We start from the raw sequence: 24,429 nt of genomic DNA on the forward strand, positions 1-24,429 counted from the left end.
CTCTGCGTCCCAACCCAGGAGTTGCCATGGCTGGCCCCGCACTTTCCTCCGGACCTGATTCCCCCCGCGTCGCCGAGCTCGACCGGGCGCTCGACCAGATCGGCGTCACCCGATCGCACCACACCATCATCTTCCTGATCCTGATCGGCTGCCTGTTCGACGCGTTCGAGCAGAACGCCGTCGGCATCGTCGGCCCCATGCTGCGCGAGCAATGGGGGCTGACGGCCGCCGACATCGGCCTGCTCAACACGGCCACCTTCGCCAGCGCGGCCGTCGGCCGCATCCTGTCGGGCCTGATCGCCGACCGCTGGGGCCGCCGCACCATGCTGACGGTCGACCTGCTGCTGTTCACCATCGGCGCGGGCATCTGCGCCGCGGCGCCCAACCTCACGGTCATGGCGCTGGGCCGCGTGGTCGTGGGCTTCGGCCTGGGCGGCGAGATCGCCATCGCCGTCACAATGCTGGCGGAGTTCTGCTCCACCAAGTTCCGCGGCACGGCCGTGGGCCTGGTGAACGTGGGCGCCGGCGGCCTGGGCAACTTCCTGGCCCCCGGTTTCGGCCTGCTGGTGTTCACGCTGTTCCCGGGCGACAACGCCTGGCGCTGGCTGTTCGTCGCGCTGATGGTGCCGGCCCTGCTGGGCGCCTTCTACCGCCGCTACATCCCCGAGACGCCGCGCTTTCTGCTGTCGCAGGGCCGCATCCGCGAAACCAACGTGGTGCTGTCCCAGCTGGCCTGCGGCCGCCTGTCGGCCCGGAACACGCCGGTGACGCCCTTCCTCACCGACGACGGCAAGGCCCCCTCCGCGGCCGCCAAGGCCAAGGTGCGGGTGACCGAGATCTTTCGCGGCGCGCTGGCGCGGCGCACCATTCCGCTGTGTGTCACGATCTGGATGGCCTATGGCGCACAGATCTCGGTGCTCACGCTGATGCCCACCATTCTCGTCAGCCTGGGCTACACGGTGTCCAAGAGCCTGCTGTTCACCATGATCATGCAGGGCGGCAGCCTGCTGGGCGCCATCGCGGCCTCGGCGCTGGGCTTCAAGTTCCCGCGCAAGCGGGTGCTGACGGCCGGCGCGGTCTGCGCCGGCGTGGCGGCCCTGGTCATCGGCTTCGCGGCCAAGAGCATCGCCATGCTGCTGGTGGCCGGCGCCATCTTCCAGTTCTTCGTGCTGCTGCTCAACACCACCATCTGGATCTTCGCCCCCGAGCTGTACCCGACGCGCGTGCGTGCCTTCGGCACGGCCTTCATCCTGGCCACCGGCACGGCCGCCGGCGCCTGCATGCCGCTGGTGGCGGGCCGCCTGCTCGAGAGCGCAGGCATAGCCGGCGTCTTCGGCATGGTCGCCGTGATGTACGCGGTCTTCGTGCTCAGCATCCAGAGCGTGCCCGAAACCTACGGCCGCTCGCCCGATGCCGAGCCGCTGCTGGCCGAGGAACCCGACGCCGCTCCGCGCACCGCCTGATTCCCGGCTTACTGACGACTTTTGCCCATGCCCAATATTTTGCTCATCAACCCGAACTCGTCCCAGGCCACCACCGACATGATGGTGCGCATCGCGCAGGCCGATGCGCCTGCGGGCTTCACCGTCGTCGGCATCACCGCCAACGGCGGCCCGTCGATGATCGTGAACGAGGCCGAGCTGGCCGCCGCGGCCGTCGAGGTCGAGCGCGCCTGGCGCAGTGCCGATGTGCCGCATGCCGGCGTGATCATCAGCGCCTTCGGCGACCCCGGCATCGACCAGGTGCGTGCGCTCAGCGGCGCCACGCCCGTGGTCGGCATCTGCGAGGCCTCGATGCTGGAGGCCGCCGAGGGCGGCCGGCGCTTCGGCGTCGCGACGGTAACGCCCGACCTGGTCGATGCCATCGATGCCAAGGCCCGCCAGCTGGGCCTGGGCGAGCTCTATACCGGCGTGCAGCTCACGCCCGGCGATCCGCGCGCCCTCGCGGCCGAGCCCCGCATCCTGGAGGACGCGCTGGCCATGGCCACGCAGGAGTGCCTGGACGACGGAGCGCAGGCCGTGATCATCGGCGGCGGCCCCCTGGGCCAGGCCGCGGTCAGCCTGGCCCGGCGCTTCGACATGCCGCTGGTTGCGCCGATCAGCGCCGCGGTGCGCCGGCTGGGCCGGCAACTGGCCGTCAGCGCCTGAAGCTATTTCGCGGCCAGCGCCGCGTGCGCCGGCACTTCAGCTTTTTTCAAGCCGTGCCGCCGCCCAGACGCGGTTCATCTCGCTGCAGAAAGGCTGGGCGCAGGGCGCGCGGCCCTGGTACTGGCAGCCTTCGGTGGTGCACAGATGGGTGCGGTGCTCGCCCAGCGGGCGGCGCTCGCCGGGCACGGCGTTGGCGGCCTGGGCGGCCGCCATCATCAGCCACGGATCGCTCTTGTTCTGCAGCAGCTGCTGCACTTCCTGTGCCAGCGCCGGCGCTGGAGCGAACAGCGGCAGGCCCGCATTGCCGGGCGCCATGGGCGTGGCGATGTTCGCGGATGTGGCCCCCACGGGCGCGGACTGGAACTCCAGCCATAGCAGCGCACTGGTACGCGCGCCCGCCGGATGGTCCTGGGGCTGCAGCACCAGGGCCATGGGGCCCGAGGCCGGCAGCGGCGTGCCTTCGGGCCAGGGCAGGCGCAATGCGGGTGCCGTTGCTGCTGCCTGCGGCGCGCTGTCTGCAGGCGTTGCCGCCCCCATGGACAGGGCCCAGGCCGGGGGCACCTGCAAGGTCAGCGAAAAGCCGCGCTCGCCCTGAGGGGTGAGCAGCGTGCCCTGCTGTACCCACCAGTTCTGCAGCGGCGGCATGGCAGGCGCGGTAGGGGCTGCAGCGCAAGAAGAGGGCGCGGCGGCGGCCTGCAGCGCAGCTGCCAGTGTGGGCGACAGTGCCGCGGCCATGCGCAGCGCCGAGGCCTGGGCGGCATCGCCGGACTCGGAGCCTTGCTGCGCCGCCGCCTGGGTCTGCGCCTGGGCGAGAGCCTGTATCAGCGCCGCCGAGCCGGGCTGGGCCGCGAGCAGCTGCAGCGGCTGGCCCTGCACGGCGATCTGCTGCAGCATGACCTGCAGCCATTGCTGCAGCGGGGCGGAGAGGCCTTGCGCGGGCCAGGCCGGAGCCAGGGGCTGTCCCGGTGCCTGGATCTGCAGCGCAAGCTGGGCGATCAGCTGCTCGAAGGCCTGCAGGCGCAGCTCCTGCAGCGCCTGGGCCGACCATTGGACGCTGGTGGCCGCAGGCATGGCGGCGGGGGCAGAAGCCGGCGCCGGTACGGCCGCGGCCGGCGGCACCGTGCCCGCCACGGGCGTGGCCGCGGCAGGCGCAGCGGGATCGGGCACATTTCCCAATCCGGCGGGCAGCGCGGTCGCGGGTGCAATGGGGGTGCTCATGTATCGAAACCGATAGCTGCTTGCGCTTGTACTGCCTGGGCTGCAGGCCTTTTTAGCCTGAAATCAGGCCTCGGCCGGGTAGAACAGCCGGCGCGTGGGCGTGCTCTGCACGGCCTTGGCGATGGCGCCGATGTGGTCGGGCGTGGTGCCGCAGCAGCCGCCGACGATGTTGACCAGGCCTTCGGCCGCGAACTCGTGCACCAGGCGGCTGGTGACTTCGGGCGTCTCGTCGAAACCGGTGTCGCTCATGGGATTGGGCAGGCCGGCGTTCGGATAGCAGCTGATGAAGGTCTCGGGCGCGGCCTTGTTCAGCTCCTGGATGTAGGGGCGCATCAGCGCCGCGCCCAGCGCGCAGTTCAGGCCGATGGACAGCGGCTGCGCATGGCGCACGCTGTGCCAGAAGGCTGTGACGGTCTGGCCCGACAGGATGCGGCCCGAGGCGTCGGTCACCGTGCCGCTGATCATGATGGGCAGCACCTCGCCGGTCTGCTCGAAGGCCTCGTCCACCGCGAACAGCGCGGCCTTGGCGTTGAGCGTGTCGAAGATGGTCTCGACCAGGATCACGTCGGCCCCGCCCTCGATCAGCGCCAGCGTCTGCTCCAGGTAGGCGGCGCGCAGCTGCTCGAAGCTCACGTTGCGCGCGCCGGGGTCGTTCACGTCGGGGCTGATGGAGGCCGTCTTGGGCGTGGGGCCCAGGGCGCCGGCCACATAGCGCGGATGCTCGGGCGTGCTGTACTTGTCGCAGGCCGCGCGCGCGAGCTGGGCGCTCTTGAGATTCATCTCGTAGGCCAGGTCGGCCATGTGGTAGTCCTCCTGCGCGATGCTGGTCGCGCCGAAGGTATTGGTCTCGATCAGGTCGGCGCCCGCGGCGAGGTACTTCTCGTGGATGTCGCGGATCACGTCGGGGCGCGTGAGCGACAGCAGCTCGTTGTTGCCCTTGACGTCGTGGGCGAAGTCCTTGAAACGGTCGCCCGAGCTGCCGGGGCCGCCATAGCCTTCGCCGCGATATTGGGCCTCGCCCAGCTTGAAGCGCTGGATCATGGTGCCCATGGCGCCGTCGAGGATGACGAGGCGCTTGGCAAGAGTTGCGGGCAGTTCTCGGGCCCGGGTGTACGCGGGCTTGCGGGCGGAAAGGGTATGCGGCTGGCTCATAGCCTGCCATTGTAGGAAAGCAGGCCGCCGGTACGCCTTCGTTGTGGGTAAACCAGTTGTGCCCGGCAGGGGGCTACGGCTGCTCCGCCGGATAGCGGGCCTTGGCCATGCGGAAGGTCAGGTTCCAGCGTTCGCTGCCCAGCAGCGGGTGCAGGCCGTCCCTGAGCGGGCCGACGCCGTGGTAGGCCAGGCGCGTGGGCCCGCCCCAGACCACCACGTCGCCGTGGGCCAGCGCCAGGCGCCGCACCGGGTCCTGGCGCCTGAGGCCGCCCCAGAGGAACGTGCAGCCCAGGCCCAGCGACACCGACACAATCGGCGCGGCGAAGTCGGCTTCGTCCTGGTCGCGGTGCAGCCCCATCCTGGCGCCGGGCCGGTAGCGGTTGACCAGGCAGGCATCCGGCGCAAAGCCCGCATAGCCGGCCGCGTGCGCCGCCGCCCGGGCCTGGCCTGCAAGAAACGCGGGCATGGCGGGCCAGGGCTGCCGGGTCAGCGGGTCCACGGCGCTGTAGCGGTAGCCGCCGGCATCGCTGATCCAGCCCCAGTCGCCGCAGCTGGTCACGGCCACGGACATGGACTTGCCACCGGGCACCTGCATGATTCTGAACGGCGATGCGGCCTGCAGTGCCTGCACTTCGGCAATCCATTGCCCGGCCTGTGCCGTGGCAAAGCCGCGCAGCAGCAGGGCGCCGTCATCGAGAATTTCGGCGGGCAGGGGTTCTGGAGGAAACAACGCAAGCGTCATGGCCGGCCGATGTCCGTTAAAGGCCCGCTACCGCTGGCGTCCTACCTGGCCTGTGCCTGGGCGAATGCCAGCATGGCCTGCAGCATGCGCTGCATGGTGGGCTGGATGCGCGCGGCGACTTCGGGCAGGTAGTCGAAGGGCATGTGCTCCTGCATGTAGCTGGACTGCGTCATTTCGAGCTGCACGGCATGGAAGCCCTGCTCGGGCTGGCCGTAGTTGCGCGTGATGTAGCCGCCCTTGAAGCGGCCGTTGAGCACGCTGGTGTGGCCGGGCGCCTGTTTCGCGATGTCCAGCAGCTGCTGGGCCAGCGCGGGATCGCAGCTCTTGCCGTCGGCCGTGCCCAGGTTCAGGTCGGGCAGCTTGCCCTCGAAGAAGCGCGGCAGCACCGAGCGGATGCTGTGCGCGTCCCACAGCATGGCCACGCCGTGCTCGCGCTTGATGCGGTCCAGTTCGGCGCGCAGCTGGCCGTGGTAGGGCTGCCACCAGGCCTCGCGGCGGCGTGCGATCTCGGCTTCGTCCGGCTCGTCGGCCTTGTTCGCATACAGCGGCGTGTCGTCGAAGGTGTCGACGGGGCACAGGCCCGTGACGCTTTGGCCCGGATAGAGGCTGGCGCCGTCGGGCGGACGATTGAGGTCGATCACATAGCGCGAATGCGTGGCCACGAGGAGGGATGCGCCCAGGGCCTTGGCGAAGTCGTAGAGCGCGGGCATGTGCCAGTCCGTGTCATGGACTTCGCGGCCCTCGGGCGTGAGCTTGGCGGCAATGTCGGCCGGCACATGGGTGCCGGTATGGGGCATGGAGACCAGCAGCGGGGCCGTGCCCTGGTGGAAGATGAAGGGGGGAATGGATGGGCTCATGGGAGGAGCATCTTTCTCGAAAAATCAGGCGGACTGTAGCAGCTGGCTGCGCGCCTGGATGAATGCATGCTTGGCGACTTCATGGCCGCTGTGGCGGCTCTGGCTCACGCGCTGGCAGCCGCCCACCCAGACATCGGCAATCGCCGAAGTGCGGTGGCTGGCGAACACATGGCCGGCATGGGCGCTGTCGGCCGGCAGGCCGGCCAGTGCCACATGCTCGGCGTCCAGCACGACGAAGTCGGCCTGCCGGCCCACGACGAGGCCGGCCACTTCACCCGGCGCCACGCGGCCCGAGGCCTGGGCGCCGCCGGCCACGGCCTGCAGTGTCATGGAGGTCGCCACCTGAGGCTGCAGCCCGCCGCCCAGCACATTGCGCTGGCGCAGGTGCAGGCGCTGGCTGTATTCCAGCATCAGCAGTTCCTCGGCCGCGTTCACCGTGGCATGGCTGTCCGAGCCCACGCCCCAGCGGCCGCCGTTCTTCAGCCACAGCGGCATGTCGAAGATGCCGTCGCCCAGGTTGGCCTCGGTCGTGGGGCAGATGCCGGCCACGGCGCCGCTGCGGGCGGCGCGCGCATATTCGTCGGGCGTCATGTGGGTGGCGTGGATCAGGCACCAGCGCGCGTCGACCGGCGCATGCTCCATCAGCCACTGCACGGGGCGCCGGCCGCACCAGGCCAGGCAGTCGTCGACTTCCTGGGTCTGCTCGGCGATATGGATGTGCACGGGCGCCTGCGGCAGCATGGCATGCAGGCCGGCCACGGCCGCCTGCAGGCTGTCGGGCGGCACGGCGCGCAGCGAGTGCGGGGCCAGGCCCAGGACAGCGCCCTGCGCATGCGTGGCGGGCGCCAGCTGCTGCAAAAGAGAGAGCATGCTGTCTGTGCTGCGGATGAAGCGCGCCTGGTCCTCGCGCGGCGGCTTGCCGCCGAAGCCGCTGGTCTGGTAGAGCACGGGCAGCAGCGTCATGGCGATGCCGGCCTTGCGGGCCGCGCGCAGCAGCGCCAGCGACAGCGTGGCGTCGTCCGCATAGGGCCTGCCGCCCGCGTCGTGGTGCACGTAGTGGAATTCGCAGACCGAGGTGTAGCCGGCCTCCAGCATCTCCAGGTACAGCCAGGTGGCAATCGCCTCCAGCGCCTCGGGTGTCATGCGGTTGGCAAAACCGTACATCAGCTTGCGCCAGCTCCAGAAGCTGTCCTGCGCCTGGCCGCGGAATTCGGTCAGTCCGCCGAACGCGCGCTGGAAGGCGTGCGAATGCAGATTAGGCATGCCCGGGATCACCGGGCCTGCGGCCCGGATCGCACCCTCGGCCTCGCCGGCCTCGCCGCTTTGCGCATCCACATCGGTGAGCACCTCGGTCAGGCGGCCGTTCTGGTCCCAGCTCAGCAGGACATTGCGCGCCCAGCCCGTGGGCAGCAGGGCGTCTTCGGCAAACAGGGTGCGCGGGGCGAAGGTGGATGCGGTCATGGCGGTCGGCTCGAAAGAGGGCGGTGAAAATCAGGCAGCAGCGGGTTCCGCCTGGGCCATGGCGGCCAGCAGGGCCTGGACAAAGCGCGCGTTGTCCTGCTCGGTACCGATGGACACGCGCAGGAAATGCTCGAAGCCCGGCTCCTTCCAGGGCTTGACGATCACGCCCTGGCGCAGCAGCGCCTCGGTCACGGGGCCGTTGGGCCGGCCGATGTCGAGGAACAGGAAATTGGCCACCGAGGGCGCGATGCGCAGGCCGCGCAGCGGGCCGCCGGGCGCGGCCAGGGCCTGCAGCGCGTGGCGCAGGGCCTCGCGCAGCGCCACCGTGGTCGCCACGCCGGCGCGCATGTGCGTGGGGTCGCTCCAGGCCGCCAGCGCCGCGCGCTGGGCTGCCAGGTTCACGTTGAAGGGCGAGCGCACCTTGTCCAGCAGGCTGGCGAAGGCGGCGCTGTCGGCCATGCCGTAGCCCACGCGCAGCCCTGCCAGGCCCCAGGCCTTGGAAAAGGTGCGCAGCACGATCCACGGGCCCTGGCGCGCGGCCAGCATGGCCAGCACGTCGGGGTAGTCCTCGTCATGCAGCGCGTATTCGTAATAGGCCTCGTCCACCACCAGGATGGTGCTGTCGGGCGTGGCCTCCAGCACGCGCGCGAACTGCGCCACATCCATCATGCAGCCCACGGGATTGGACGGATTGGGCAGGAAGGCGATCTTGGGCGCCCGGGCCAGGGCCGCGCACCAGGCATCGATGTCGAAGCCCAGTTCGGCGTCGAGCTCGAGCAGCTCCACCTGGGCGCCCATCATCTTCGGATAGATCTCGTGCAGGCCGAACACGGGGCGCTGGGTCACGACCCGGTCGCCGGGCGAGAGAAACACCTCGCAAAGAATCTTGATCAGGTCTTCCGAGCCGTTGCCGAACACCAGGCGGTTTTCCTCGATGTCCATGCGTGCGGCGATCGCCCGGCGCAGCGCCGTGCAATGGGCGTCGGGGTAGTTGCCCACATCGTCGGCCAGGCCGGCCAGGGCCTGGCGCACGGCCGGGCTGACGCCGAACGGGTTCTCGTTGCTGGCCAGGCGCGCGATGTCGGTCACGCCGTAGCGCGTGCGCACGGCCTCGTTGGACAAGCCTGCGTTGTAGGCGGGCAGGGGGCGCGCCTCGGGGCGCGCCAGGGAGGCGATCAGAGCGTCAGTCATCAGTCGAAAACCTTTCCTGGATTCATCAGGCCCAAGGGGTCCAGCGCCTGCTTGATGGCGCGCATCGCGGCCAGTTCCTCTTGCGTGCGGCTGGCCTGCAGATAGGGCTTCTTGTGCAGGCCTATGCCGTGCTCGGCCGAGACGCTGCCCTGGAATTCGCCCACCAGCCGGTAGAGCTCGGCCTCCACGGCCTCGATGGCTTCGGGCGTGCCGCCCACGGTCTTGCCGTCCACCGAGACGTGCAGGTTGCCGTCGCCCACATGGCCGAAGTACAGCGCATGCTTTTGCGGCCAGCGCGCGCTGAACGCGGCTTCGCAGGCCTGGGCGAAGCGGCCGATGTCGGCCTGGGGCAGGCTCACGTCGAAGTTGATGGCCGGATGCATGTTGTTGTTGAGCTCGGCCGGCGCCTCGCGCAGCTTCCACAGCGCCTGCGCCTGGGCCACGGACTGGGCGACGATGGCGTCCACCACTTCGCCGGCCTCCATGGCCTCTTCCAGCACCTGCTGCACGTCGCCCTGCAGCTGGGATTCGTTCTTGCCGTCCATGTTGATCAGCGCCAGCAGCGGATGGCGTTCGGCGAACGGCGCGCCGAGCTGGAGCCAGGACAGCGAGGCCTGCACGAAGCTGTCCCACATCAGCTCGTAGGCGGCCACGCCGTTGCCGAAGTGCGATTGCATGCGCGCCAGCACGGCCAGGGCCGCGTCGAAATCGGGCATGGCCACCAGCGTGGTGGCCGTGGCCTGCGGCGCGGGGCGCAGGCGCAGCAGCACGCGCGTGACCACGCCCAGCGTGCCTTCGGCGCCGATGAAGAACTGCTTGAGGTCGTAGCCCGTGTTGTTCTTGATCATGGGCCGCAGCATGGGCAGCACCGTGCCGTCGGCCAGCACCACTTCCAGGCCCAGCACCTGCTCGCGCATCATGCCGTGCTGCAGCACGCCGTTGCCGCCGGCATTGGTGGAGACATTGCCGCCGATCTGGCAGCTGCCGCGCGCGCCCAGGTCCACGCCGAAGACCATGCCCGCAGCCACGGCCGCTTCCTGCACGGCCTGCAGCGTGACGCCGGCCTGCACCTGCATCAGGCCGGCGCGGGTGTCGGTGTTCTCGATGGTATTCATGCGCTCCAGCGACAGGGCGATGGCGCCCTGGCTGGGCACGGCGGCGCCGGCCAGGCCCGTGAGCCCGCCCTGGGGCACGACGGCCACCTGGTGCGCCGTGCAAAGGCGCAGCGCCGCGCTGACCTCCTGCGTGCTGCGCGGGCGCACCAGGGCCAGGGGGCGCTGCGGCGGCGTGCCGCTCCAGTCCGTGTGGTAGCGCTCGGGCACGTCGGCGCCGCGCTGCGCCACGTCGGCGCCCAGGGTGGAAATCAGTTCATCGAGAAATTTTTCGTGTGACATCGGCTAGCCTTTTAGAACGTGCTTACGACCTCTACGCAGCCGCGTTGGAGCGCAATCGGAATGAGTTCGAAGCGATAGTCCGCAGCTTGCACTGGGGTGCAAGCAAGGGCCAGCGCGAAGAAATCGCCCGATTTCGCTCCAACCCTTCGGGACAGCGGCTTTGCGGGCGGTCTGCGTTGTTGCAGTCGCTTGCAAGGCATGAGCCTTGCAGCGCACCTGCGCCTAGCATCCCATCCCGCAAAGCCGCTGTCGCGGCGCGAGGAGATCGTAATCACGTTCTTGGTCTCCCCGGATTCAGGTCCTGGCGATCACGCCCTGGCGCACCACGGTGCAATCGGGCTTGTGGCCGAACCAGTAGGCCAGCTCGGCCGCATGGCGCACCGGCCACAGCACGAAGTTGGCGGGCCGGCCCGCTGCGATCAGGCCCTGCTCGTGCTGCAGGCCCAGGGCCAGCGCCGCGTGGCGCGTGATGCCGGCCAGGGCCTCGGGCACCGTGAGCCTGAACAGCGTGCAGGCCATGTTGGCCATGAGCAGCAGGCTCAGGGCCGGGGAGGTACCCGGATTGTGATCCGTGGAAACGGCCATCGGAACCTTGGCGGCCCTCAAACCGTCGATGGGCGGCACTTTTGTGTCGCGCAGCGTGTAGAAGGCGCCGGGCAGCAGCACGGCCACGGTGCCCGCATCCCGCATGGCGGCGATGCCGTTCTCGGACAGGTGCTCGATATGGTCGCAGGACAGAGCGCCATAGCGCGCGGCCAGCGCCGCGCCCTCCATGTTCGACAGCTGCTCGGCATGCAGCTTCACGGGCAGGCCCAGCGCCTGTGCGGCCTGAAAGACCTGCTCGGTCTCGGCCAGCGAAAACGCGATGCGCTCGCAGAACACGTCCACGGCGTCGATCAGGCCTTCGGCAGCCAGCGCGGGCAGCATCTCGCGGCAGACCAGGTCGATGTAGTCCTGGCTTCCTTGAGGTTTGCCAGCGTACTCGGGCGGCAGCGCATGGGCGCCGAGAAAGGTGGTGCGCACGGTCACGCCGCGCAGCTCGGCGAGGCGCCTGGCCACGCGCAGCTGCTTGCGCTCGTGCTCCAGCGACAGGCCGTAGCCGGATTTGATCTCGATGGCGGTCACGCCCTCGGCCAGCAACTGGTCCAGGCGCGGCAGGGCCTGGGCGATCAGCTCTTCCTCGCTGGCCTCGCGCGTGGCCTTGACGCTGGAGACGATGCCGCCGCCGGCCCTGGCCACTTCCTCGTAAGTGGCGCCGGCCAGGCGCATGGCGAATTCGTTGGCGCGCTCGCCGCCATAGACCAGGTGGGTATGGCAGTCGACCAGGCCCGGCGTGGCCAGGCGGGCGCCGCCCTCATGGGCGGGCAGGCCGGCGTAGATGGCGGGAACCTGGTCCTGCGGACCGACCCAGGCGATGCGGCCCTGCTGCACCACGATGCAGGCCGGCTGCCCGTCGGCCACGGGCACATCGGCCGCGAACAGCTCGGGCGCCAGGCGCAGGTCCAGCCAGCGGCCATCGGCGGAAGTGGCGGGCGGGGCGGCTTGCATCATGGTGTGGATTCCTTTGTAGATTCTGAATTGATAGCTGCTGGCGCCTGCTGTATCCATATTTCAATATGGATTCGTACTGATTTGTGTATCCTTCATGCGTTACCAGCTTCTGTTTGTATAGCGATGCTGCTCTTTCAGCCGGCCTGCGCGAGGCGGACCAGCACCAGCCGGCTGGACGCATCGCAAGGCAGCAGGGCCAGGGCCTGCCCGGCGGCATCCCACCACAGGCCCTGGCCTGCATGCAGCAGCGTTTCGCCCTGGGCAAAGCAGCCCTGCAGCACCATGCACAGGCCGGCGGCGCTGCAGCCGGGCTGAACCTCGGCCTCATGGATGCCGACCTGGGCCGACCACTGGCCGCGCCGCGTCATGACGTTGAAATCGGTGGACGTGCCGCCCAGCAGGTGGCAGTCCAGCGCCGCGTCCCCTGAAAACGCAAACGGCTGCCAGCGTTGCTGCAGCGCGTGATCGATGCCCGCCGCCGTGCTGACGAGCTGAACCCCGTCGCCGTCCAGCAGCATGATCTGCCGGTCTATGCCCGGGAAGGCCGAGAACGGCCCGTCCTGGGCAATCGTGGCCACGCTGATGCGCCAAGCAAAGCTGTCCATGCCCGCTCCCGGCGGAAAACACACGATCTCGCGCGTGCTGCCGCCCCCGTTCTTCCAGGGGCTGTGGGGAATCTGGTTCAGATCAAAGCGTTGCATGGAAAGCAATTTGTAGAGGTGAGCTATAGATCAATCCACCTAAAACTGACGCGGCCTAGCTCAGAGACACCGAGCAAGAGCCGCCTCGCAGCGAAGGTGTCGTCCCCCTCCCGCGCAGCGAGAGAGGGGGAAGGCGCGTAAGCGCCTCAGGGGGTGACGTTACTTCACCATCGGCAGGTTCAGCCCGTGGCGCCTGGAAGCCTCCACCGCCATCTCGTAGCCCGCATCCGCATGGCGCATCACGCCCGTGGCCGGATCGTTCCACAGCACGCGGCCCAGGCGGGCGGCGGCCTCGTCGGTGCCGTCGGCCACGATGACCACGCCCGCGTGCTGGGAGTAGCCCATGCCCACGCCGCCGCCGTGGTGCAGGCTGACCCAGGTGGCGCCGCCGGCGGTGTTGAGCAGGGCGTTGAGCAGCGGCCAGTCGGAGACGGCATCCGTGCCGTCCTTCATGGCTTCGGTTTCGCGGTTGGGGCTGGCCACGGAGCCGCAGTCCAGGTGGTCGCGGCCGATGACGATGGGGGCCTTGAGCTCGCCGTTCCTGACCATTTCGTTGAAGGCCAGGGCCGCCTTGTGGCGCTCGCCCAGGCCCAGCCAGCAGATGCGCGATGGCAGGCCCTGGAAGGCGATGCGCTCGCGCGCCATGTCCAGCCAGCGGTGGGTGTGCTTGTTCTCGGGGAACAGCTCCTTGATCTTGGCGTCGGTCTTGTAGATGTCCTCGGGGTCGCCCGACAGCGCCACCCAGCGGAACGGGCCCTTGCCCTCGCAGAACAGCGGGCGGATGTAGGCGGGCACGAAGCCGGGGAAGTCGAAGGCGTTCTTCACGCCTTCGTCGAACGCCACCTGGCGGATGTTGTTGCCGTAGTCCACCGTGGGAATGCCCATGGCCTGAAAGTCCAGCATGGCCTGCACATGCTGGGCGCAGCCTTGCGCGGCGGCTTTCTTCAGCGTGGCGTGCTGGGCGGGGTCGGCCGCGGCGGCGTTCCACTGCTCCACGGTCCAGCCCACGGGCAGGTAGCCGTTGATCAGGTCGTGGGCCGAGGTCTGGTCGGTCACGATGTCGGGACGGGGCCCGCCGGCCTTGGCGCGCCGGACCAGCTCGGGCAGCACTTCGGCGGCGTTGCCCAGCAGGGCGATGGAGACGGCCTCGCCCTTTTCGGTGTGGTGCTGGATCAGGGCCAGCGCGTCGTCGATGTCCCTGGCCTGCTTGTCCACATAGCGGGTGCGCAGGCGGAAGTCGATGCTGCTCTGCTTGCACTCGATGTTCAGCGAGCAGGCGCCGGCCAGGGTGGCGGCCAGGGGCTGGGCGCCGCCCATGCCGCCCAGGCCGGCCGTGAGGATCCACTTGCCGGTCAGGTCGTTGTTGTAGTGCTGGCGGCCGGCCTCGACGAAGGTCTCGAAGGTGCCCTGCACGATGCCCTGGCTGCCGATGTAGATCCAGCTGCCGGCCGTCATCTGGCCGTACATGAACAGTCCCTTCTGGTCCAGCTCGTTGAACTTCTCCCAGGTGGCCCACTTGGGCACCAGGTTGGAGTTGGCCAGCAGCACGCGCGGTGCGTCGGGATGGGTCTTGAACACGCCCACGGGCTTGCCCGACTGGATCAGCAGCGACTCGTCGGCCTCCAGCTTCCTGAGCTGGGCCAGGATCTCGTCGAAGCATTCCCAGTTGCGCGCCGCGCGGCCGATGCCGCCGTAGACCACCAGGGCCTTGGGGTTCTCGGCCACGTCGGGGTCCAGGTTGTTCTGCAGCATGCGGTAGGCGGCTTCGGCCAGCCAGTTCTTGCAGTGCAGCGTGGAGCCGCGGGGAGCGCGGATGACGCGGCTGGCGTCGTAGCGGGGATCCTGTGCGGCTTGGAGGATGGCGTCGTTGGCGTTCATGGTCGTGTCCTTCAGGGAAAAGGTGGGATGGGGTCGGCCGGCCGGCGGGTTCAGGCGGCGGAGGCGGATTTCAGGTAGGCGGCATTGCGGCCGCTGGCGAGCGTGGGGGCGGGCTGTTCGGCCGGGTAGATCATGCGCTCGGGCACCTGCATGGTCTTCCTGGCCAGCGGGTAGTAGACGAGCGAGGTGACGACCAGGCTCACGATCCAGGAGATGTCGGCGCCGCCCATGGCCCTGGCCAGCGGGCCTTCGTACATGGCCTGGTTGATGAACGGGATCTGCACGACGATGCCCAGCACGTAGCTGAACAGGGCCACGCCGTTGTAGGCGCCGTAGCGGCCCTGGCTGTCGTAGAGCGCGGGAATGTCCACCTTCTCCCGGGACACCAGGTAGTAGTCCACGAGGTTGACGGCGCTCCAGGGCACGAACACGGTGAGCAGCAGCAGCACGAAGTTCTTGAACGTGGCCAGGAAGTGCGAGCTGGCCAGCAGGGCCACCAGCACCGTGACCAGCACGAAGCCCAGGATGTAGGCCAGGCGGGTGGCGGGCGAGAACTGCCGCTTGTCGTTGAAGGCGCTCACCGTGGTCAGCATGGTCATGAAGCCGCCATAGGCATTGAGGCAGTTCACCGTGAGCTTGCCGGTCACGATGACCAGGTAGATCACCACGGCCAGCGGGCCGGCCAGCTCGCCCAGGAAGCCGACCTGGTTCTTGATGAAATTGGCGCCCAGCGCCGCCACCAGCGCGCCGAAGCTCATGGCCAGCTGGGCGCTGATCACGCTGCCGCCGAAGGTGCTCCAGAAGGTGGCTGCGGCAGAGGTCTTGCTCGGCAGGTAGCGCGAGTAGTCGGCCACATAGGGCGCGAAGGTCATCTGCCAGCCGGCCGACAGGGCCATGGCGGTCAGGAAGCTGGTCCAGGTGAAGGGCTTGAGGCCGAAGGCGCTGGCCACCTCGTACTGGTGGCACAGCTGCCAGGCCAGGTAGCCGAAGCCCAGGATGCCGACCACGGTGGAGATGCGGCCCACCACGTGGATCAGCCGGTAGCCGACGATGGCGACCAGGGCCGTGAGCGCGCCAAAGATGGCGATGCCCGCGGCGGGGCTGGTGAAGCCGAACATCAGGTTGATGGCCTGGCCCGAGAGCACCGTGCCGGTGGCCGCAAAGCCCAGGTACATCAGGATGACCAGCAGCAGCGGCAGGGCCGCGCCCTTGACGCCGAACTGCACGCGGCTGGAAATCATCTGCGGCAGGCCCAGGCGCGGGCCCTGGGCCGAGTGCAGGGCCATGACGATGCCGCCGAGGATATTGCCGACCAGCAGGCCGAGGATGGCGGTCAGCGCCTCGGCGCCGAAGACCACGGCCAGGGCACCGTCGACCACGGCGGTGATCTGCATGTTGGCACCGAACCAGAGGGTGAACTGGCTGGAGGGCGAACCGTGGCGCTCCCGTTCCGGAACCATGTCGATGGTTCTTGTTTCGATATGGCCGGTTGCCACCGGCGCGCTTGTCTCAATGCTCATGGGATGGATGCTCCGTCAGTCCCTCAGGTGCTTTTGTGTGCATACAACTTCTAGGTAATTCATCTAGAGTTGTATAGACCAATTTTGTGTTTTACTCCGGGCACCGTCAATCGTCTATACCGCTTTTCTGATCCGAACAAACCCTATGCGTAGTCCTACTCGTGCGACCTCCCCGGCGGCCGTTCCGGCGTTCCAACGTATCAAAGACTATGTGCTGCAGCAGATCCAGAGCGGCACCTGGCAGGAGGGCGACGCCATTCCCAGCGAGGCGGCCCTGGCCCGGCAGTTCGAGGTGGCCCGCATGACGGTCAACCGCGCGCTGCGCGAGCTCAGCGACGAGCAGACGCTGACGCGCGTGCAGGGCTCGGGCACCTTCGTGGCCCAGCAGAAATACCAGTCCACGCTGGTCCAGTTGCGCAACATCGCCGACGAGATCGCGGCGCGCGGCCATGTGCACCGCGGGGAGCTGCACAAGCTCGAGCGCTGCCGCGCCGACACGGCCCTGGCACGGCAGTTCGAGCTGTCCCCGGCCCAGCCCCTGTTCCATTCGGTGGTGGTGCACTTCGAGAACGACGTGCCCATCCAGGTCGAGGACCGCCATGTCAATCCCGCGGTCGCGCCCGACTACATGGCCCAGGACTTCGGCAGCCAGACGCCCAATGCCTATCTGATGCGCGTGGCGCCGCTGCAGGGCGTGCAGTTCTCCATCGAGGCCCGCATGCCCGCCGCCGACGTGGCCGAGCTGCTGCACATGGAGGCCGGAGAGCCCTGCCTGGTGCTGCGCCGCACCACGCGCTCCCAGGGGCAGGTGGCATCGGTGTCGGCGCTGTGGCATCCGGCCTCCCGTTATCGCTTTACCGGAAGTTTCTGAGCCGGGTTCAAGGCGCCGTGCTCGGCAGGATGCGCTGCAGCGCGGCGGGCCAGTCGGTTTCCAGCGCCCACAGGCGCATGGTCTCGATGTCGGGGGCCAGGTAGCGGTCCTTGTCCAGGTAGGCGACCTTGCTGCGGATCAGCGCGTACTGCGCTTCCATCAGCGCCGAGCTCTTGAGGCGGCGGTCGAAATCCATGCCCTGCACGGCGGCCATGGCTTCCACGCCCACGACCACGGCCGTGTTGCCGGCCATGTCGGCCAGGCGGCGCGCGCCATAGGTGGCCATGGAGACATGGTCCTCCTGGTTGGCCGAGGTGGGCAGGCTGGTCACGCTGCTGGGGTTGGCCAGGCACTGGTTCTCGGCAGCCAGCGCGGCTGCCGTGACCTGGGCGATCATGAAGCCCGAGTTCACGCCGCTGTCCTCGATCAGGAAGGCCGGCAGGCGCGACAGGCCGGTGTCCAGCAGCAGGGCCATGCGGCGCTCGGAAATGGCGCCGATCTCGGCGATCGCCAGCGCGATGATGTCGGCCGCGAAGGCCACGGGTTCGGCATGGAAGTTGCCGCCCGAGATCACGTCGCCGTTGTCGAACACCAGCGGATTGTCGGAGGCGGCGTTGGCCTCCGTGGCCAGCACGCGCGCCGCATGGCTGAGGTTGTCCAGGCAGGCGCCCATGACCTGGGGCACGCAGCGGATCGAGTACGGGTCCTGCACGCGGCCGCAGTTGGGGTGCGAGGGGTCGATGGCGCTGCCGTCCAGCAGCTCGCGCACCGCGGCGGCCACGGCGATCTGGCCGATCTGGCCGCGTGCCTCATGGATGCGCGCATCGAAAGGCTTGACCGAGCCCTGGATGGCTTCCAGCGTCAGGCAGCCGGCCACCAGGCCCGCGGCCAGCAGGCTCTCGGCCTGGAACAGGCCGGCCAGCGCCAGCGAGGTGGACACCTGCGTGCCGTTGAGCAGGGCCAGTCCTTCCTTGGGGCCGAGCACGAAAGGCTCGCGGCCGATGTGCTGCATGGCCTCGCGGCCCGATACCGTTTTGCCGTCGACCTTGGCCTGGCCCTCGCCGATCAGCACGCAGGCCAGGTGGGACAGCGGCGCGAGGTCGCCCGAGGCGCCCACCGAGCCCTTGGCGGGAATCACGGGCAGCACGTCGGCATTGGCCAGGGCCAGCAGCGCGTCGACCAGTTCCGGGCGGGCGCCCGAGTGGCCGCGCGCCAGGCTCACGGCCTTGGTGGCCAGGATGAGGCGCACCACATGGTCGGGCAGGGGCTCGCCCGTGCCCACGCTGTGCGAGAGCACCAGGTTGCGCTGCAGCTCGGCCAGGCGGTCATGGGCAATCTTGGTCGAGGCCAGCTTGCCGAAGCCGGTGTTGATGCCATAGACCACCTGGTCCTCATCCACGATGTGCTGCACATGGGCCTGGGCGGCGCGCATGGCATCGTAGGCGCTGGCGGCCATGCTCAGCTGCACGCCGCCGTCCTGGATGGCGCGCAGCTGGGCCAGCGTGACCTGGCCGGGACGCAGTTCCAGCGTGGAAGTGGACAGTCCGGAAGTGGTGTGGAGGTTCATGGCTATACCTGTCTATACAGTTGAGAAGTCAAAAAAACCGCGCAGTCCTGTTCTACAGCGTTCTTCAGCCGCCGTGTACCGGGTCCGTGCGGAAGCGGCTACCGAGCCGGTAGCGCATGCCCGGGTGCACGCAGTGCACCCAGGTGATGGGAACGCCGCGCAGCCAGGTGCGGCGTGTCAGCATGAGGCAGGGCTGGTCGGCCGCCATCTGCAGCCAGTGCGCCTGCTCTGCCGTGGGCAGGATGGCGTCGACCACATGCTCGATCTGGTCGTACTGCACGTTGCGCACCAGATAGACCGAGGGCTGCACGGCCGAGAAGTCCTGCTCCATGAAGTCCGGCACCAGGCGCGGGTTCACGTAGCGGTCCTCGAGCTGCACCGGCACCTCGTTCTCGAAATGCACGCCCTGCAGGTGGAAGACCGAAGCGCCGACGGCCAGGTCCAGCGCCGCTGCCACCTCGGGCGAGGCCGAGGCGCGGCGCATGCTGATGAGCTCGAAGCGGTGGTCGTGCCCGCGCTGGGTGATCTCCTCGCCGATGTTGGCGATGCGCAGCAGCGTGGACTGGGGCTTTTCCTCGGCCACGAAGGAGCCCACGCCGGCCACCCGCACGATCACGCCCTGTTCGGCCAGCTCGCGCAGCGCGCGGTTGACCGTCATGCGGGCCACGCCGAATTCCTGCACCAGTTCCTGCTCGGAGGGCACGCGCGCGCCGGCCGTCAGCGAACCGTTGCCGATCTTCTGCAGCACGTGGTCCTTGACCTGCTGGTACAGCGCGACGGGCACGTCGCGGCCGGAACGGGCAGCGGAGCGGGAGGGAGCGGCACGGGAAGTCATGGGTTCAGGCAGAGTTGCAACAGCGCTAGTGTGCTGCAGCCGCAAGGGCTTCGGCGCGAATCTCCTCCGTCAGCCGGGCCTTGAGCTCCATGAATTCCGGCGAAGTCTTGACGGTGTAGTGCCGCGGATGGGGCAGGTTCACGGCGATGTCGGCCTTGATGCGGCCGGGCCGGGCGCTGAAGACGGCCACGCGGTTGGCCATGAAGATGGCCTCGTCGATATCGTGCGTGACGAACATCACGGTCTTGCGCTCGGCCTCCCAGATGCCCAGCAGCAGCTCCTGCATCACCACGCGGGTCTGGTTGTCCAGCGCGCCGAAAGGCTCGTCCATCAGCAATATCCTGGGATCGTTGGCCAGCGCCCGGGCGATCGCCGTGCGCTGCTGCATGCCGCCCGACAGCTGCTTGGGGAAATGGTTCTCGAAGCCGCGCAGGCCCACCTTGGCGATGAAGTAGTCGCTGCGCTCCTTCTGCACGGCCTCGGGCACGCCCTTTTCGCGCAGGCCGAAGCGGATGTTCTGGGCCACGGTGAGCCAGGGAAACAGCGTGTAGCTCTGGAACACCATGCCGCGGTCGGCGCCGGGGCCGTCGATGGCCTGGCCGTCCAGCAGCACCTGGCCCGTGGTCGGGAAGTCCAGCCCCGCCACGATGCGCAGCATGGTCGACTTGCCGCAGCCCGAGGGGCCGAGGATGGTGACGAAATCGTTTTCGCGCACCTCGAAGTCCACGGGCAGCAGGGCCTGGGTCTGGGTACCTTTATGGCTGGTGAAGGTGCGCGATACACCTTGAATGGACAACAGATTCATCACAATTCTCCGAAGTGCCTGGCGCTATCCACGGCGTATGAAACCGGCGTGGCCCAACGCAGGGACACCGAGCAAGAGCCGCCTCGCAGCGAAGGTGTCGTCCACCTCCCGAAGAGAGAGGGGGAAGCGGCGAAGCCGCTCAGGGGGGGCATCTCCATCACAGCGTGCTCCACTCGAACATGCGGCGGTTGATCGTCTTGAAGATGAAGTCGGACACCAGGCCGATGAGGCCGATGACGATGATGCCGAAGATGATCTGGCCGGTATTGAGCAGCGCCTGGCTGTCGGTGATCATGTGGCCTATGCCCGAGGACGAGCCGATCAGCTCGGCCACGATCACGTAGGTCCAGGCCCAGCCCAGCACCAGCCGCAGCGTCTCGGCAATGCCGGGAGCGGCACCGGGAATCAGCACGCGGCGCACGATGCCGGTGTTGCTGGCGCCCAGGGTGTAGGCGGCCTCGACAAGGTCCTTGCGCGCGCCGCCCACGGTGACGGCCACCATCAGCGTGATCTGGAACACCGAGCCGATGTAGATCACCAGCAGCTTCTGTGTCTCGCCCACGCCGGCCCACAGGATGAGCAGCGGGATGAAGGCCGAGGCCGGCAGGTAGCGGCAGAACGAGACAAAAGGCTCGAAGAAGGCCTCGACGGGCTTCCAGGCCCCCATGGCGATGCCCAGGGGCACGGCCACGACGGAGGCCAGGATGAAGCCGCCCATGACGCGCCACACCGTCATGCCTATGTCGTTCAGGAAGTCGTACTCGGTGAACAGCGTCACGCCCTCGCGCACCATGGTCATGGGGCTGGCCAGGAAGGTGGGCGAGACGAAGCCGCCCAGCGTGACGATGGCCCAGACCACGACGAAGAGCACGAAGAAGCCGGTGCCCAGCACCCACTTCATCGTGGGGCTGACGGGCTCCAGCGGAGCCATGCGACGTTTGCGCGCCGGGGGTGCGGAAGGCGTTATCACCTTGGTCATGGTGGGGGGTGCAGAGTGAACAGAAGGGGATACCGCTTCCATGGCGACCTCTCGCTTACTTGATGAAGCTGGCGTCGTACATGACGCTGTAGTTCTCGGGGATGCTGCGGATCACGCCGGCTTCCTTGAGGATGACGGCCGATTCCTTCATGAAGGGCACGAGGTCATTGGCGAAGAACTTCTGGTTGGCGTCCTTGTCCGACCATTTGAGGAAGGAGGCCGATTTGCCGAACTGCTCGCCGCTTTGCTTGACGGCCGCGCCCATGATTTCGAAGCTCTTGTCCTTGTCGGCGCCGATCATGGCCACGGCATCGAAATAGGACTGGGCCAGGGCCTTGGCCGCGGGCGCATTGGCCTTGAGCCACTTGGGGTCGCAGCCCACGGTGTCCATCACCATGGGGTAGTCGATGGTGGTGGCCAGGATCTTGCCGGCCGAAGGATTGGCGCGCACGGTGGACAGATAGGGCTCATAGGTCATGGCCGCATCGTTCTGCCCCGAGACAAAGGCCTGGGCCGCGGGCTGGGGCTCCAGCGACACGGTCTTCACGTCCTTCATGCTCATGCCGTTCTTGTGCAGCATCCAGGCCAGGCCGAAGTAGGGCGCGGTGCCGGGCGCGCTCACCGCCACCGTCTTGCCCTTGAGATCGGCAAAGCTCTTGACGTCGTTGCGCACGGCAATGCCGTCGGCGCCGTAGGACTTGTCCATCTGGAAGATCTGCACAATGGGCACGCCGTTGGTGTTCCAGGCCACATGGGTCTCGATGGTGGTCGCGGCGCACTGGATCGCACCCGAGGCCAGGGCCAGGTGGCGGTCCTTCTGGGGGATCATCTTGAGCTCGACGTTCAACCCGTTCTTCTTGAAGATCCCGGCCTTGTCGGCCAGGGTCAGCGGCGCAAAGCCGGTCCAGCCGGACATGCCCAGCACGATCTTGGTTTCCTGGGCTCCGGCCTGCGGCGCGGCGGCCGCCAGGCAGGCGGAAACCAGTGCCATTTGCAGTGCGCCCGGCCAGGCTGGAATGCGACGCAATGGGTTTGTCGATGTCATGGGCCCCTCCTCGTTCAGGGTGTGCAGCAAGGTTGCAGAAATGGGTTTGTCGGCCTGGCAGCCAGTGCGGACAACGCAGTGTGTTTTTGTTGTGCAGGCATGTATATACAGGCTTACCCGAGACTGACGGCAAGCTCAGGGTTAACCGGTAGGACTGCCGGCCGACGCAGCTGTTTGAGCAAGCGGCGTGCCAATTTGCCGCGGCCTTTGCTGCACCCGAGGAGGCCGCCGCAGCGAAGGCGAAAAAGAGGCCCTGCCGGCAGCGCCAGGCACTATTGCGGTGCGATCACGCTCCTGGCCACGCCCAGGAAAGGTGCAATCAGTGGCGAGGCATGGGTGGCGGGCACCGCGAGCACCACGGGCTGCCGGGCGACCCTGCCCTTGATGCGCTTGCAGACCAGGCGCTTGCCGTCATGCGTGCGGTCCACGGCCGGGCGGGTGGTCAGAATGCTGACGCCATGGCCGTTGGCCACCATGGAGCGCAGCAGCTCTATCGACGAGAACTCGTAGGCCACGGTGGGGGTGACGCCGGCTTCGCGGAACAGCGACAGAAAGTACTCCCGGCTCTGCGGCAGGTTGATCAGCAACAGGGGTGAGCGGGCCAGCTCGGCCAGGCTCAGGCTGGCCGCCGCTGCCAGCGGATGGCGCTGTGGCAGCAGCACATAGGGCGGCAGGGCCGCCACGGCCAGGGTGCACAGGCCCGGCCTCTCCAGACCCAGCCCGTACTGGAGCGCCGCATGCAGCTCGCCCTGCTCGACCTGGCGCGTGAGCGAGGCGATGTCGCCCTCGACCAGTTCCAGCCGGATGTCGGGGTGGCGCTTTTGCATCTGGGCCAGGATCTGCGGAATCCACAGCGGCCCCAGCGTGCTCAGAAAGCCCAGCCGCAGCACGCCCGACAGGCTGGGCCGGCGGCGCTCCTGCAGCTTTTCGGCGGCGGCCAGCAGGGCCATGGCCTCCTGGCTGCGGCTCGCGCCTGCAGCCGTCAGGTCCAGTCCCCTGGCATGCCTTCTCACGAACAGCGCTTCCTTCCATTGCTGCTCCAGATCGGCAATGGCCTTGGAGATCGACGGCTGGGAAACGCCCAGGGCCTGTGCGGCCCTGGAGGTGCTGCCGTGGCGCGCGGCGGCCACGAAGTATTCGAGCTGGCGCAGGCTGATATGAATCAATTTTTCGAATCCAATGCATGGGAAATGAATATTTTCCTTTGATTCCGTATGGGCGCAGCATGGCTTCCTCTTTCCAGACGAACCACGCCAAGCCATGACCGCTGCAAAACCCCCAACCAAGCCGCTTCCGCTGGACGGCATCCGCATCCTGGACTTCACGCGCGTGCTGGCCGGGCCCCTGTCCACGGCCTTGCTGGCCGACCTGGGCGCGCAGGTGGTCAAGGTGGAGCCGCCCCAGGGCGACGACTACCGCGCCATCGGTCCCATGAGGAACGGCCAGAGCGCGCTGTTCACCGTGATGAACCGCAACAAGCAGAGCCTGGTGCTGGACCTCAAGCATCCGCAGGCCGTGGCCCTGGTGCACGAGCTGGCGCAGCAGGTCGACGTGGTGGTCGAGAACTTCCGTCCCGGCGTGGCCGAGCGCCTGGGCATCGGGCCCGCGGCGCTGCGCGCGCTCAATCCCCGGCTGGTCTATGTGAGCGTCTCGGGCTTCGGCCAGACCGGCCCGCTGGCCCACCGGCCCGCCTACGACATCATCGTGCAGGCCATGAGCGGGCTGATGGAGGCCACGGGCGAGCCCCAGGGCGCGCCCACGCTGGTGGGCGAAGCCGTCAGCGACGTGGTGGCCGGGCTGTTTGCCTCCTGGGCCACGCTGGCCGCGCTGCTGCAGGCCCGGCGCACGGGGGAGGGTCAGCATGTGGACGTGTCCATGTTCGATACCACGCTGAGCTTTCTGGCGACTTCCATGTCGCGCTACCTGTTCACGGGCCAGCCCGCGCGGCGCGTGGGCAACCGCCACCCGCTATCGGCACCGTTCGGCGTCTACCGCGCGCGCGACGGCCACTTTGCGCTGGCCGTGCTCAACAAGAAGCTGTTCGATGCCACGGTGGCGGCCATGGAATTGCCGCAGCTGGCGGGCGACCCGCGCTTTGCCACGGACGAAGCCCGCTCGGCCCACGAGCCCGCGCTGCGCGCCGCGCTGGAGGCCTGGGCCATGCAGCACGAGGTGGCCGAAGTCGTGGCCAGGCTGGAGGCTGCGGGCGTGCCCGTGGCGCCGATCTGGAACATCGCGCAGGCGCTGGAGTCCGCGCAGATCCAGGCGCGCGGCCTGCTGCGCGAGGTCGAGGACGAACGCCTGCCCGGCCTGCGCCTGCCCACCCAGCCCGTGCACTTCGGCGGCGCGGCTGCCAACCGTGCGCAGCGCGCGCCGGCGCTGGGCGAGCACACCGAGCTGCTGCTGTCGAGCTGGCTGGACCGCAGCGGCGAAGCCATCGCCGCCTTGCGCGAGGCCGGCGCCCTGGGGTCTGTTGCGGCTACGCATTGACGATTGACCGGCAAATCCATTTTTT

At 68.4% G+C, this 24,429-nt stretch carries 21 protein-coding genes; 4 read left to right on the forward strand and 17 right to left on the reverse strand.

Annotated elements, in window-relative coordinates; all coding sequences use genetic code 11:
* Positions 1-26 precede the first annotated feature (26 nt).
* Positions 27-1,463 carry an MFS transporter gene (locus tag Cte04_RS07980; protein WP_066475063.1) on the forward strand — a complete coding sequence of 479 codons (1,437 nt, stop codon included), beginning with the start codon at positions 27-29 and terminating at the stop codon, positions 1,461-1,463.
* 27 nt (positions 1,464-1,490) lie between these two features.
* Entirely contained in the window at positions 1,491-2,147 is a 657-nt protein-coding gene (locus Cte04_RS07985; protein WP_066475064.1) for an aspartate/glutamate racemase family protein, read from the forward strand.
* 36 nt (positions 2,148-2,183) lie between these two features.
* Here the strand turns inward: Cte04_RS07985 and Cte04_RS07990 are convergent, their stop codons facing one another.
* From Cte04_RS07990 to Cte04_RS08040, 11 genes are all read right to left on the reverse strand, one after another.
* Positions 2,184-3,365 (reverse strand): hypothetical protein, encoded by a 1,182-nt coding sequence (locus Cte04_RS07990; RefSeq protein ID WP_066475065.1) that lies wholly within the window; start codon positions 3,363-3,365, stop codon positions 2,184-2,186.
* A gap of 63 nt (positions 3,366-3,428) precedes the next feature.
* Entirely contained in the window at positions 3,429-4,517 is a 1,089-nt protein-coding gene (locus tag Cte04_RS07995) for a homocysteine S-methyltransferase family protein (protein WP_066475068.1), read from the reverse strand.
* Positions 4,518-4,590: 73 nt separating this feature from the next.
* A complete protein-coding gene (gene alkB / locus Cte04_RS08000) occupies positions 4,591-5,259 on the reverse strand; it encodes a DNA oxidative demethylase AlkB (protein WP_066475074.1) in 669 nt (222 codons plus the stop codon).
* A gap of 41 nt (positions 5,260-5,300) precedes the next feature.
* Positions 5,301-6,116, reverse strand: a complete 816-nt coding sequence (gene hutG / locus Cte04_RS08005; protein ID WP_066475079.1) for an N-formylglutamate deformylase — start codon at positions 6,114-6,116, stop codon at positions 5,301-5,303.
* A 24-nt stretch (positions 6,117-6,140) separates the two neighbouring features.
* Positions 6,141-7,577 carry a formimidoylglutamate deiminase gene (locus tag Cte04_RS08010; RefSeq protein ID WP_066475087.1) on the reverse strand — a complete coding sequence of 479 codons (1,437 nt, stop codon included), beginning with the start codon at positions 7,575-7,577 and terminating at the stop codon, positions 6,141-6,143.
* Positions 7,578-7,607: 30 nt separating this feature from the next.
* The gene (locus tag Cte04_RS08015; RefSeq protein WP_066475093.1) at positions 7,608-8,768 is read right to left on the reverse strand and encodes a histidinol-phosphate transaminase; all 1,161 of its coding nucleotides are present in this window, start codon (positions 8,766-8,768) and stop codon (positions 7,608-7,610) included.
* The gene (locus tag Cte04_RS08020; protein ID WP_066475095.1) at positions 8,768-10,162 is read right to left on the reverse strand and encodes an FAD-binding oxidoreductase; all 1,395 of its coding nucleotides are present in this window, start codon (positions 10,160-10,162) and stop codon (positions 8,768-8,770) included. Before Cte04_RS08020 ends, Cte04_RS08015 begins: the two co-directional genes overlap by 1 nt.
* A gap of 294 nt (positions 10,163-10,456) precedes the next feature.
* Positions 10,457-11,713: an imidazolonepropionase gene (gene hutI / locus Cte04_RS08025; RefSeq protein WP_066475408.1), complete on the reverse strand. Its 1,257-nt coding sequence runs from the start codon at positions 11,711-11,713 to the stop codon at positions 10,457-10,459.
* Between the two features lie 134 nt (positions 11,714-11,847).
* A complete protein-coding gene (locus tag Cte04_RS08030) occupies positions 11,848-12,414 on the reverse strand; it encodes a HutD/Ves family protein (protein WP_066475101.1) in 567 nt (188 codons plus the stop codon).
* A gap of 159 nt (positions 12,415-12,573) precedes the next feature.
* Positions 12,574-14,292: a urocanate hydratase gene (hutU, locus tag Cte04_RS08035; RefSeq protein ID WP_066475104.1), complete on the reverse strand. Its 1,719-nt coding sequence runs from the start codon at positions 14,290-14,292 to the stop codon at positions 12,574-12,576.
* Positions 14,293-14,342: 50 nt separating this feature from the next.
* Complete coding sequence (locus tag Cte04_RS08040) at positions 14,343-15,812, reverse strand: purine-cytosine permease family protein (protein WP_066475113.1); 1,470 nt, start codon at positions 15,810-15,812, stop codon at positions 14,343-14,345.
* 145 nt (positions 15,813-15,957) lie between these two features.
* Between Cte04_RS08040 and hutC (Cte04_RS08045) the strand changes: the two genes are divergently transcribed.
* Positions 15,958-16,683, forward strand: a complete 726-nt coding sequence (gene hutC, locus Cte04_RS08045) for a histidine utilization transcriptional repressor HutC (RefSeq protein WP_066475116.1) — start codon at positions 15,958-15,960, stop codon at positions 16,681-16,683.
* Between the two features lie 7 nt (positions 16,684-16,690).
* On the opposite strand, the gene hutH is transcribed toward hutC (Cte04_RS08045), so the two are convergent.
* From hutH to Cte04_RS08075, 6 genes are all read right to left on the reverse strand, one after another.
* Positions 16,691-18,250, reverse strand: coding sequence for a histidine ammonia-lyase (hutH, locus tag Cte04_RS08050; protein WP_066475125.1), 1,560 nt, complete (start codon positions 18,248-18,250; stop codon positions 16,691-16,693).
* 64 nt (positions 18,251-18,314) lie between these two features.
* The gene (hutC, locus tag Cte04_RS08055) at positions 18,315-19,085 is read right to left on the reverse strand and encodes a histidine utilization transcriptional repressor HutC (RefSeq protein WP_066475128.1); all 771 of its coding nucleotides are present in this window, start codon (positions 19,083-19,085) and stop codon (positions 18,315-18,317) included.
* Positions 19,086-19,110: 25 nt separating this feature from the next.
* A complete protein-coding gene (locus tag Cte04_RS08060; RefSeq protein WP_066475130.1) occupies positions 19,111-19,890 on the reverse strand; it encodes an ABC transporter ATP-binding protein in 780 nt (259 codons plus the stop codon).
* A 157-nt stretch (positions 19,891-20,047) separates the two neighbouring features.
* On the reverse strand, positions 20,048-20,869 hold the full coding sequence (locus Cte04_RS08065) for an ABC transporter permease (RefSeq protein ID WP_245633319.1): 822 nt from the start codon (positions 20,867-20,869) through the stop codon (positions 20,048-20,050).
* A gap of 55 nt (positions 20,870-20,924) precedes the next feature.
* The gene (locus tag Cte04_RS08070) at positions 20,925-21,860 is read right to left on the reverse strand and encodes an ABC transporter substrate-binding protein (RefSeq protein WP_349708683.1); all 936 of its coding nucleotides are present in this window, start codon (positions 21,858-21,860) and stop codon (positions 20,925-20,927) included.
* Positions 21,861-22,186: 326 nt separating this feature from the next.
* Complete coding sequence (locus Cte04_RS08075; protein WP_066475139.1) at positions 22,187-23,080, reverse strand: LysR family transcriptional regulator; 894 nt, start codon at positions 23,078-23,080, stop codon at positions 22,187-22,189.
* 94 nt (positions 23,081-23,174) lie between these two features.
* On the opposite strand from Cte04_RS08075, the gene Cte04_RS08080 reads away from it, so the two are divergent.
* Positions 23,175-24,404 carry a CaiB/BaiF CoA transferase family protein gene (locus Cte04_RS08080; protein WP_066475141.1) on the forward strand — a complete coding sequence of 410 codons (1,230 nt, stop codon included), beginning with the start codon at positions 23,175-23,177 and terminating at the stop codon, positions 24,402-24,404.
* Positions 24,405-24,429: the final 25 nt, after the last annotated feature.

It is taken from the genome of Comamonas terrae (assembly GCF_001544075.1).
Lineage (GTDB): Bacteria > Pseudomonadota > Gammaproteobacteria > Burkholderiales > Burkholderiaceae_C > Comamonas > Comamonas terrae.

Coding starts and splice junctions, on each gene's coding strand:
- Cte04_RS07980 (WP_066475063.1), top strand. CDS start 27: ATGGCTGGCCCCGCACTTTCCTCCGGACCTGATTCCCCCCGCGTCGCC.
- Cte04_RS07985 (WP_066475064.1), top strand. CDS start 1,491: ATGCCCAATATTTTGCTCATCAACCCGAACTCGTCCCAGGCCACCACC.
- Cte04_RS07990 (WP_066475065.1), bottom strand. CDS start 3,365: ATGAGCACCCCCATTGCACCCGCGACCGCGCTGCCCGCCGGATTGGGA.
- Cte04_RS07995 (WP_066475068.1), bottom strand. CDS start 4,517: ATGAGCCAGCCGCATACCCTTTCCGCCCGCAAGCCCGCGTACACCCGG.
- alkB (WP_066475074.1), bottom strand. CDS start 5,259: ATGACGCTTGCGTTGTTTCCTCCAGAACCCCTGCCCGCCGAAATTCTC.
- hutG (WP_066475079.1), bottom strand. CDS start 6,116: ATGAGCCCATCCATTCCCCCCTTCATCTTCCACCAGGGCACGGCCCCG.
- Cte04_RS08010 (WP_066475087.1), bottom strand. CDS start 7,577: ATGACCGCATCCACCTTCGCCCCGCGCACCCTGTTTGCCGAAGACGCC.
- Cte04_RS08015 (WP_066475093.1), bottom strand. CDS start 8,768: ATGACTGACGCTCTGATCGCCTCCCTGGCGCGCCCCGAGGCGCGCCCC.
- Cte04_RS08020 (WP_066475095.1), bottom strand. CDS start 10,162: ATGTCACACGAAAAATTTCTCGATGAACTGATTTCCACCCTGGGCGCC.
- hutI (WP_066475408.1), bottom strand. CDS start 11,713: ATGATGCAAGCCGCCCCGCCCGCCACTTCCGCCGATGGCCGCTGGCTG.
- Cte04_RS08030 (WP_066475101.1), bottom strand. CDS start 12,414: ATGCAACGCTTTGATCTGAACCAGATTCCCCACAGCCCCTGGAAGAAC.
- hutU (WP_066475104.1), bottom strand. CDS start 14,292: ATGAACGCCAACGACGCCATCCTCCAAGCCGCACAGGATCCCCGCTAC.
- Cte04_RS08040 (WP_066475113.1), bottom strand. CDS start 15,812: ATGAGCATTGAGACAAGCGCGCCGGTGGCAACCGGCCATATCGAAACA.
- hutC (WP_066475116.1), top strand. CDS start 15,958: ATGCGTAGTCCTACTCGTGCGACCTCCCCGGCGGCCGTTCCGGCGTTC.
- hutH (WP_066475125.1), bottom strand. CDS start 18,250: ATGAACCTCCACACCACTTCCGGACTGTCCACTTCCACGCTGGAACTG.
- hutC (WP_066475128.1), bottom strand. CDS start 19,085: ATGACTTCCCGTGCCGCTCCCTCCCGCTCCGCTGCCCGTTCCGGCCGC.
- Cte04_RS08060 (WP_066475130.1), bottom strand. CDS start 19,890: ATGAATCTGTTGTCCATTCAAGGTGTATCGCGCACCTTCACCAGCCAT.
- Cte04_RS08065 (WP_245633319.1), bottom strand. CDS start 20,869: ATGACCAAGGTGATAACGCCTTCCGCACCCCCGGCGCGCAAACGTCGC.
- Cte04_RS08070 (WP_349708683.1), bottom strand. CDS start 21,860: ATGGCACTGGTTTCCGCCTGCCTGGCGGCCGCCGCGCCGCAGGCCGGA.
- Cte04_RS08080 (WP_066475141.1), top strand. CDS start 23,175: ATGACCGCTGCAAAACCCCCAACCAAGCCGCTTCCGCTGGACGGCATC.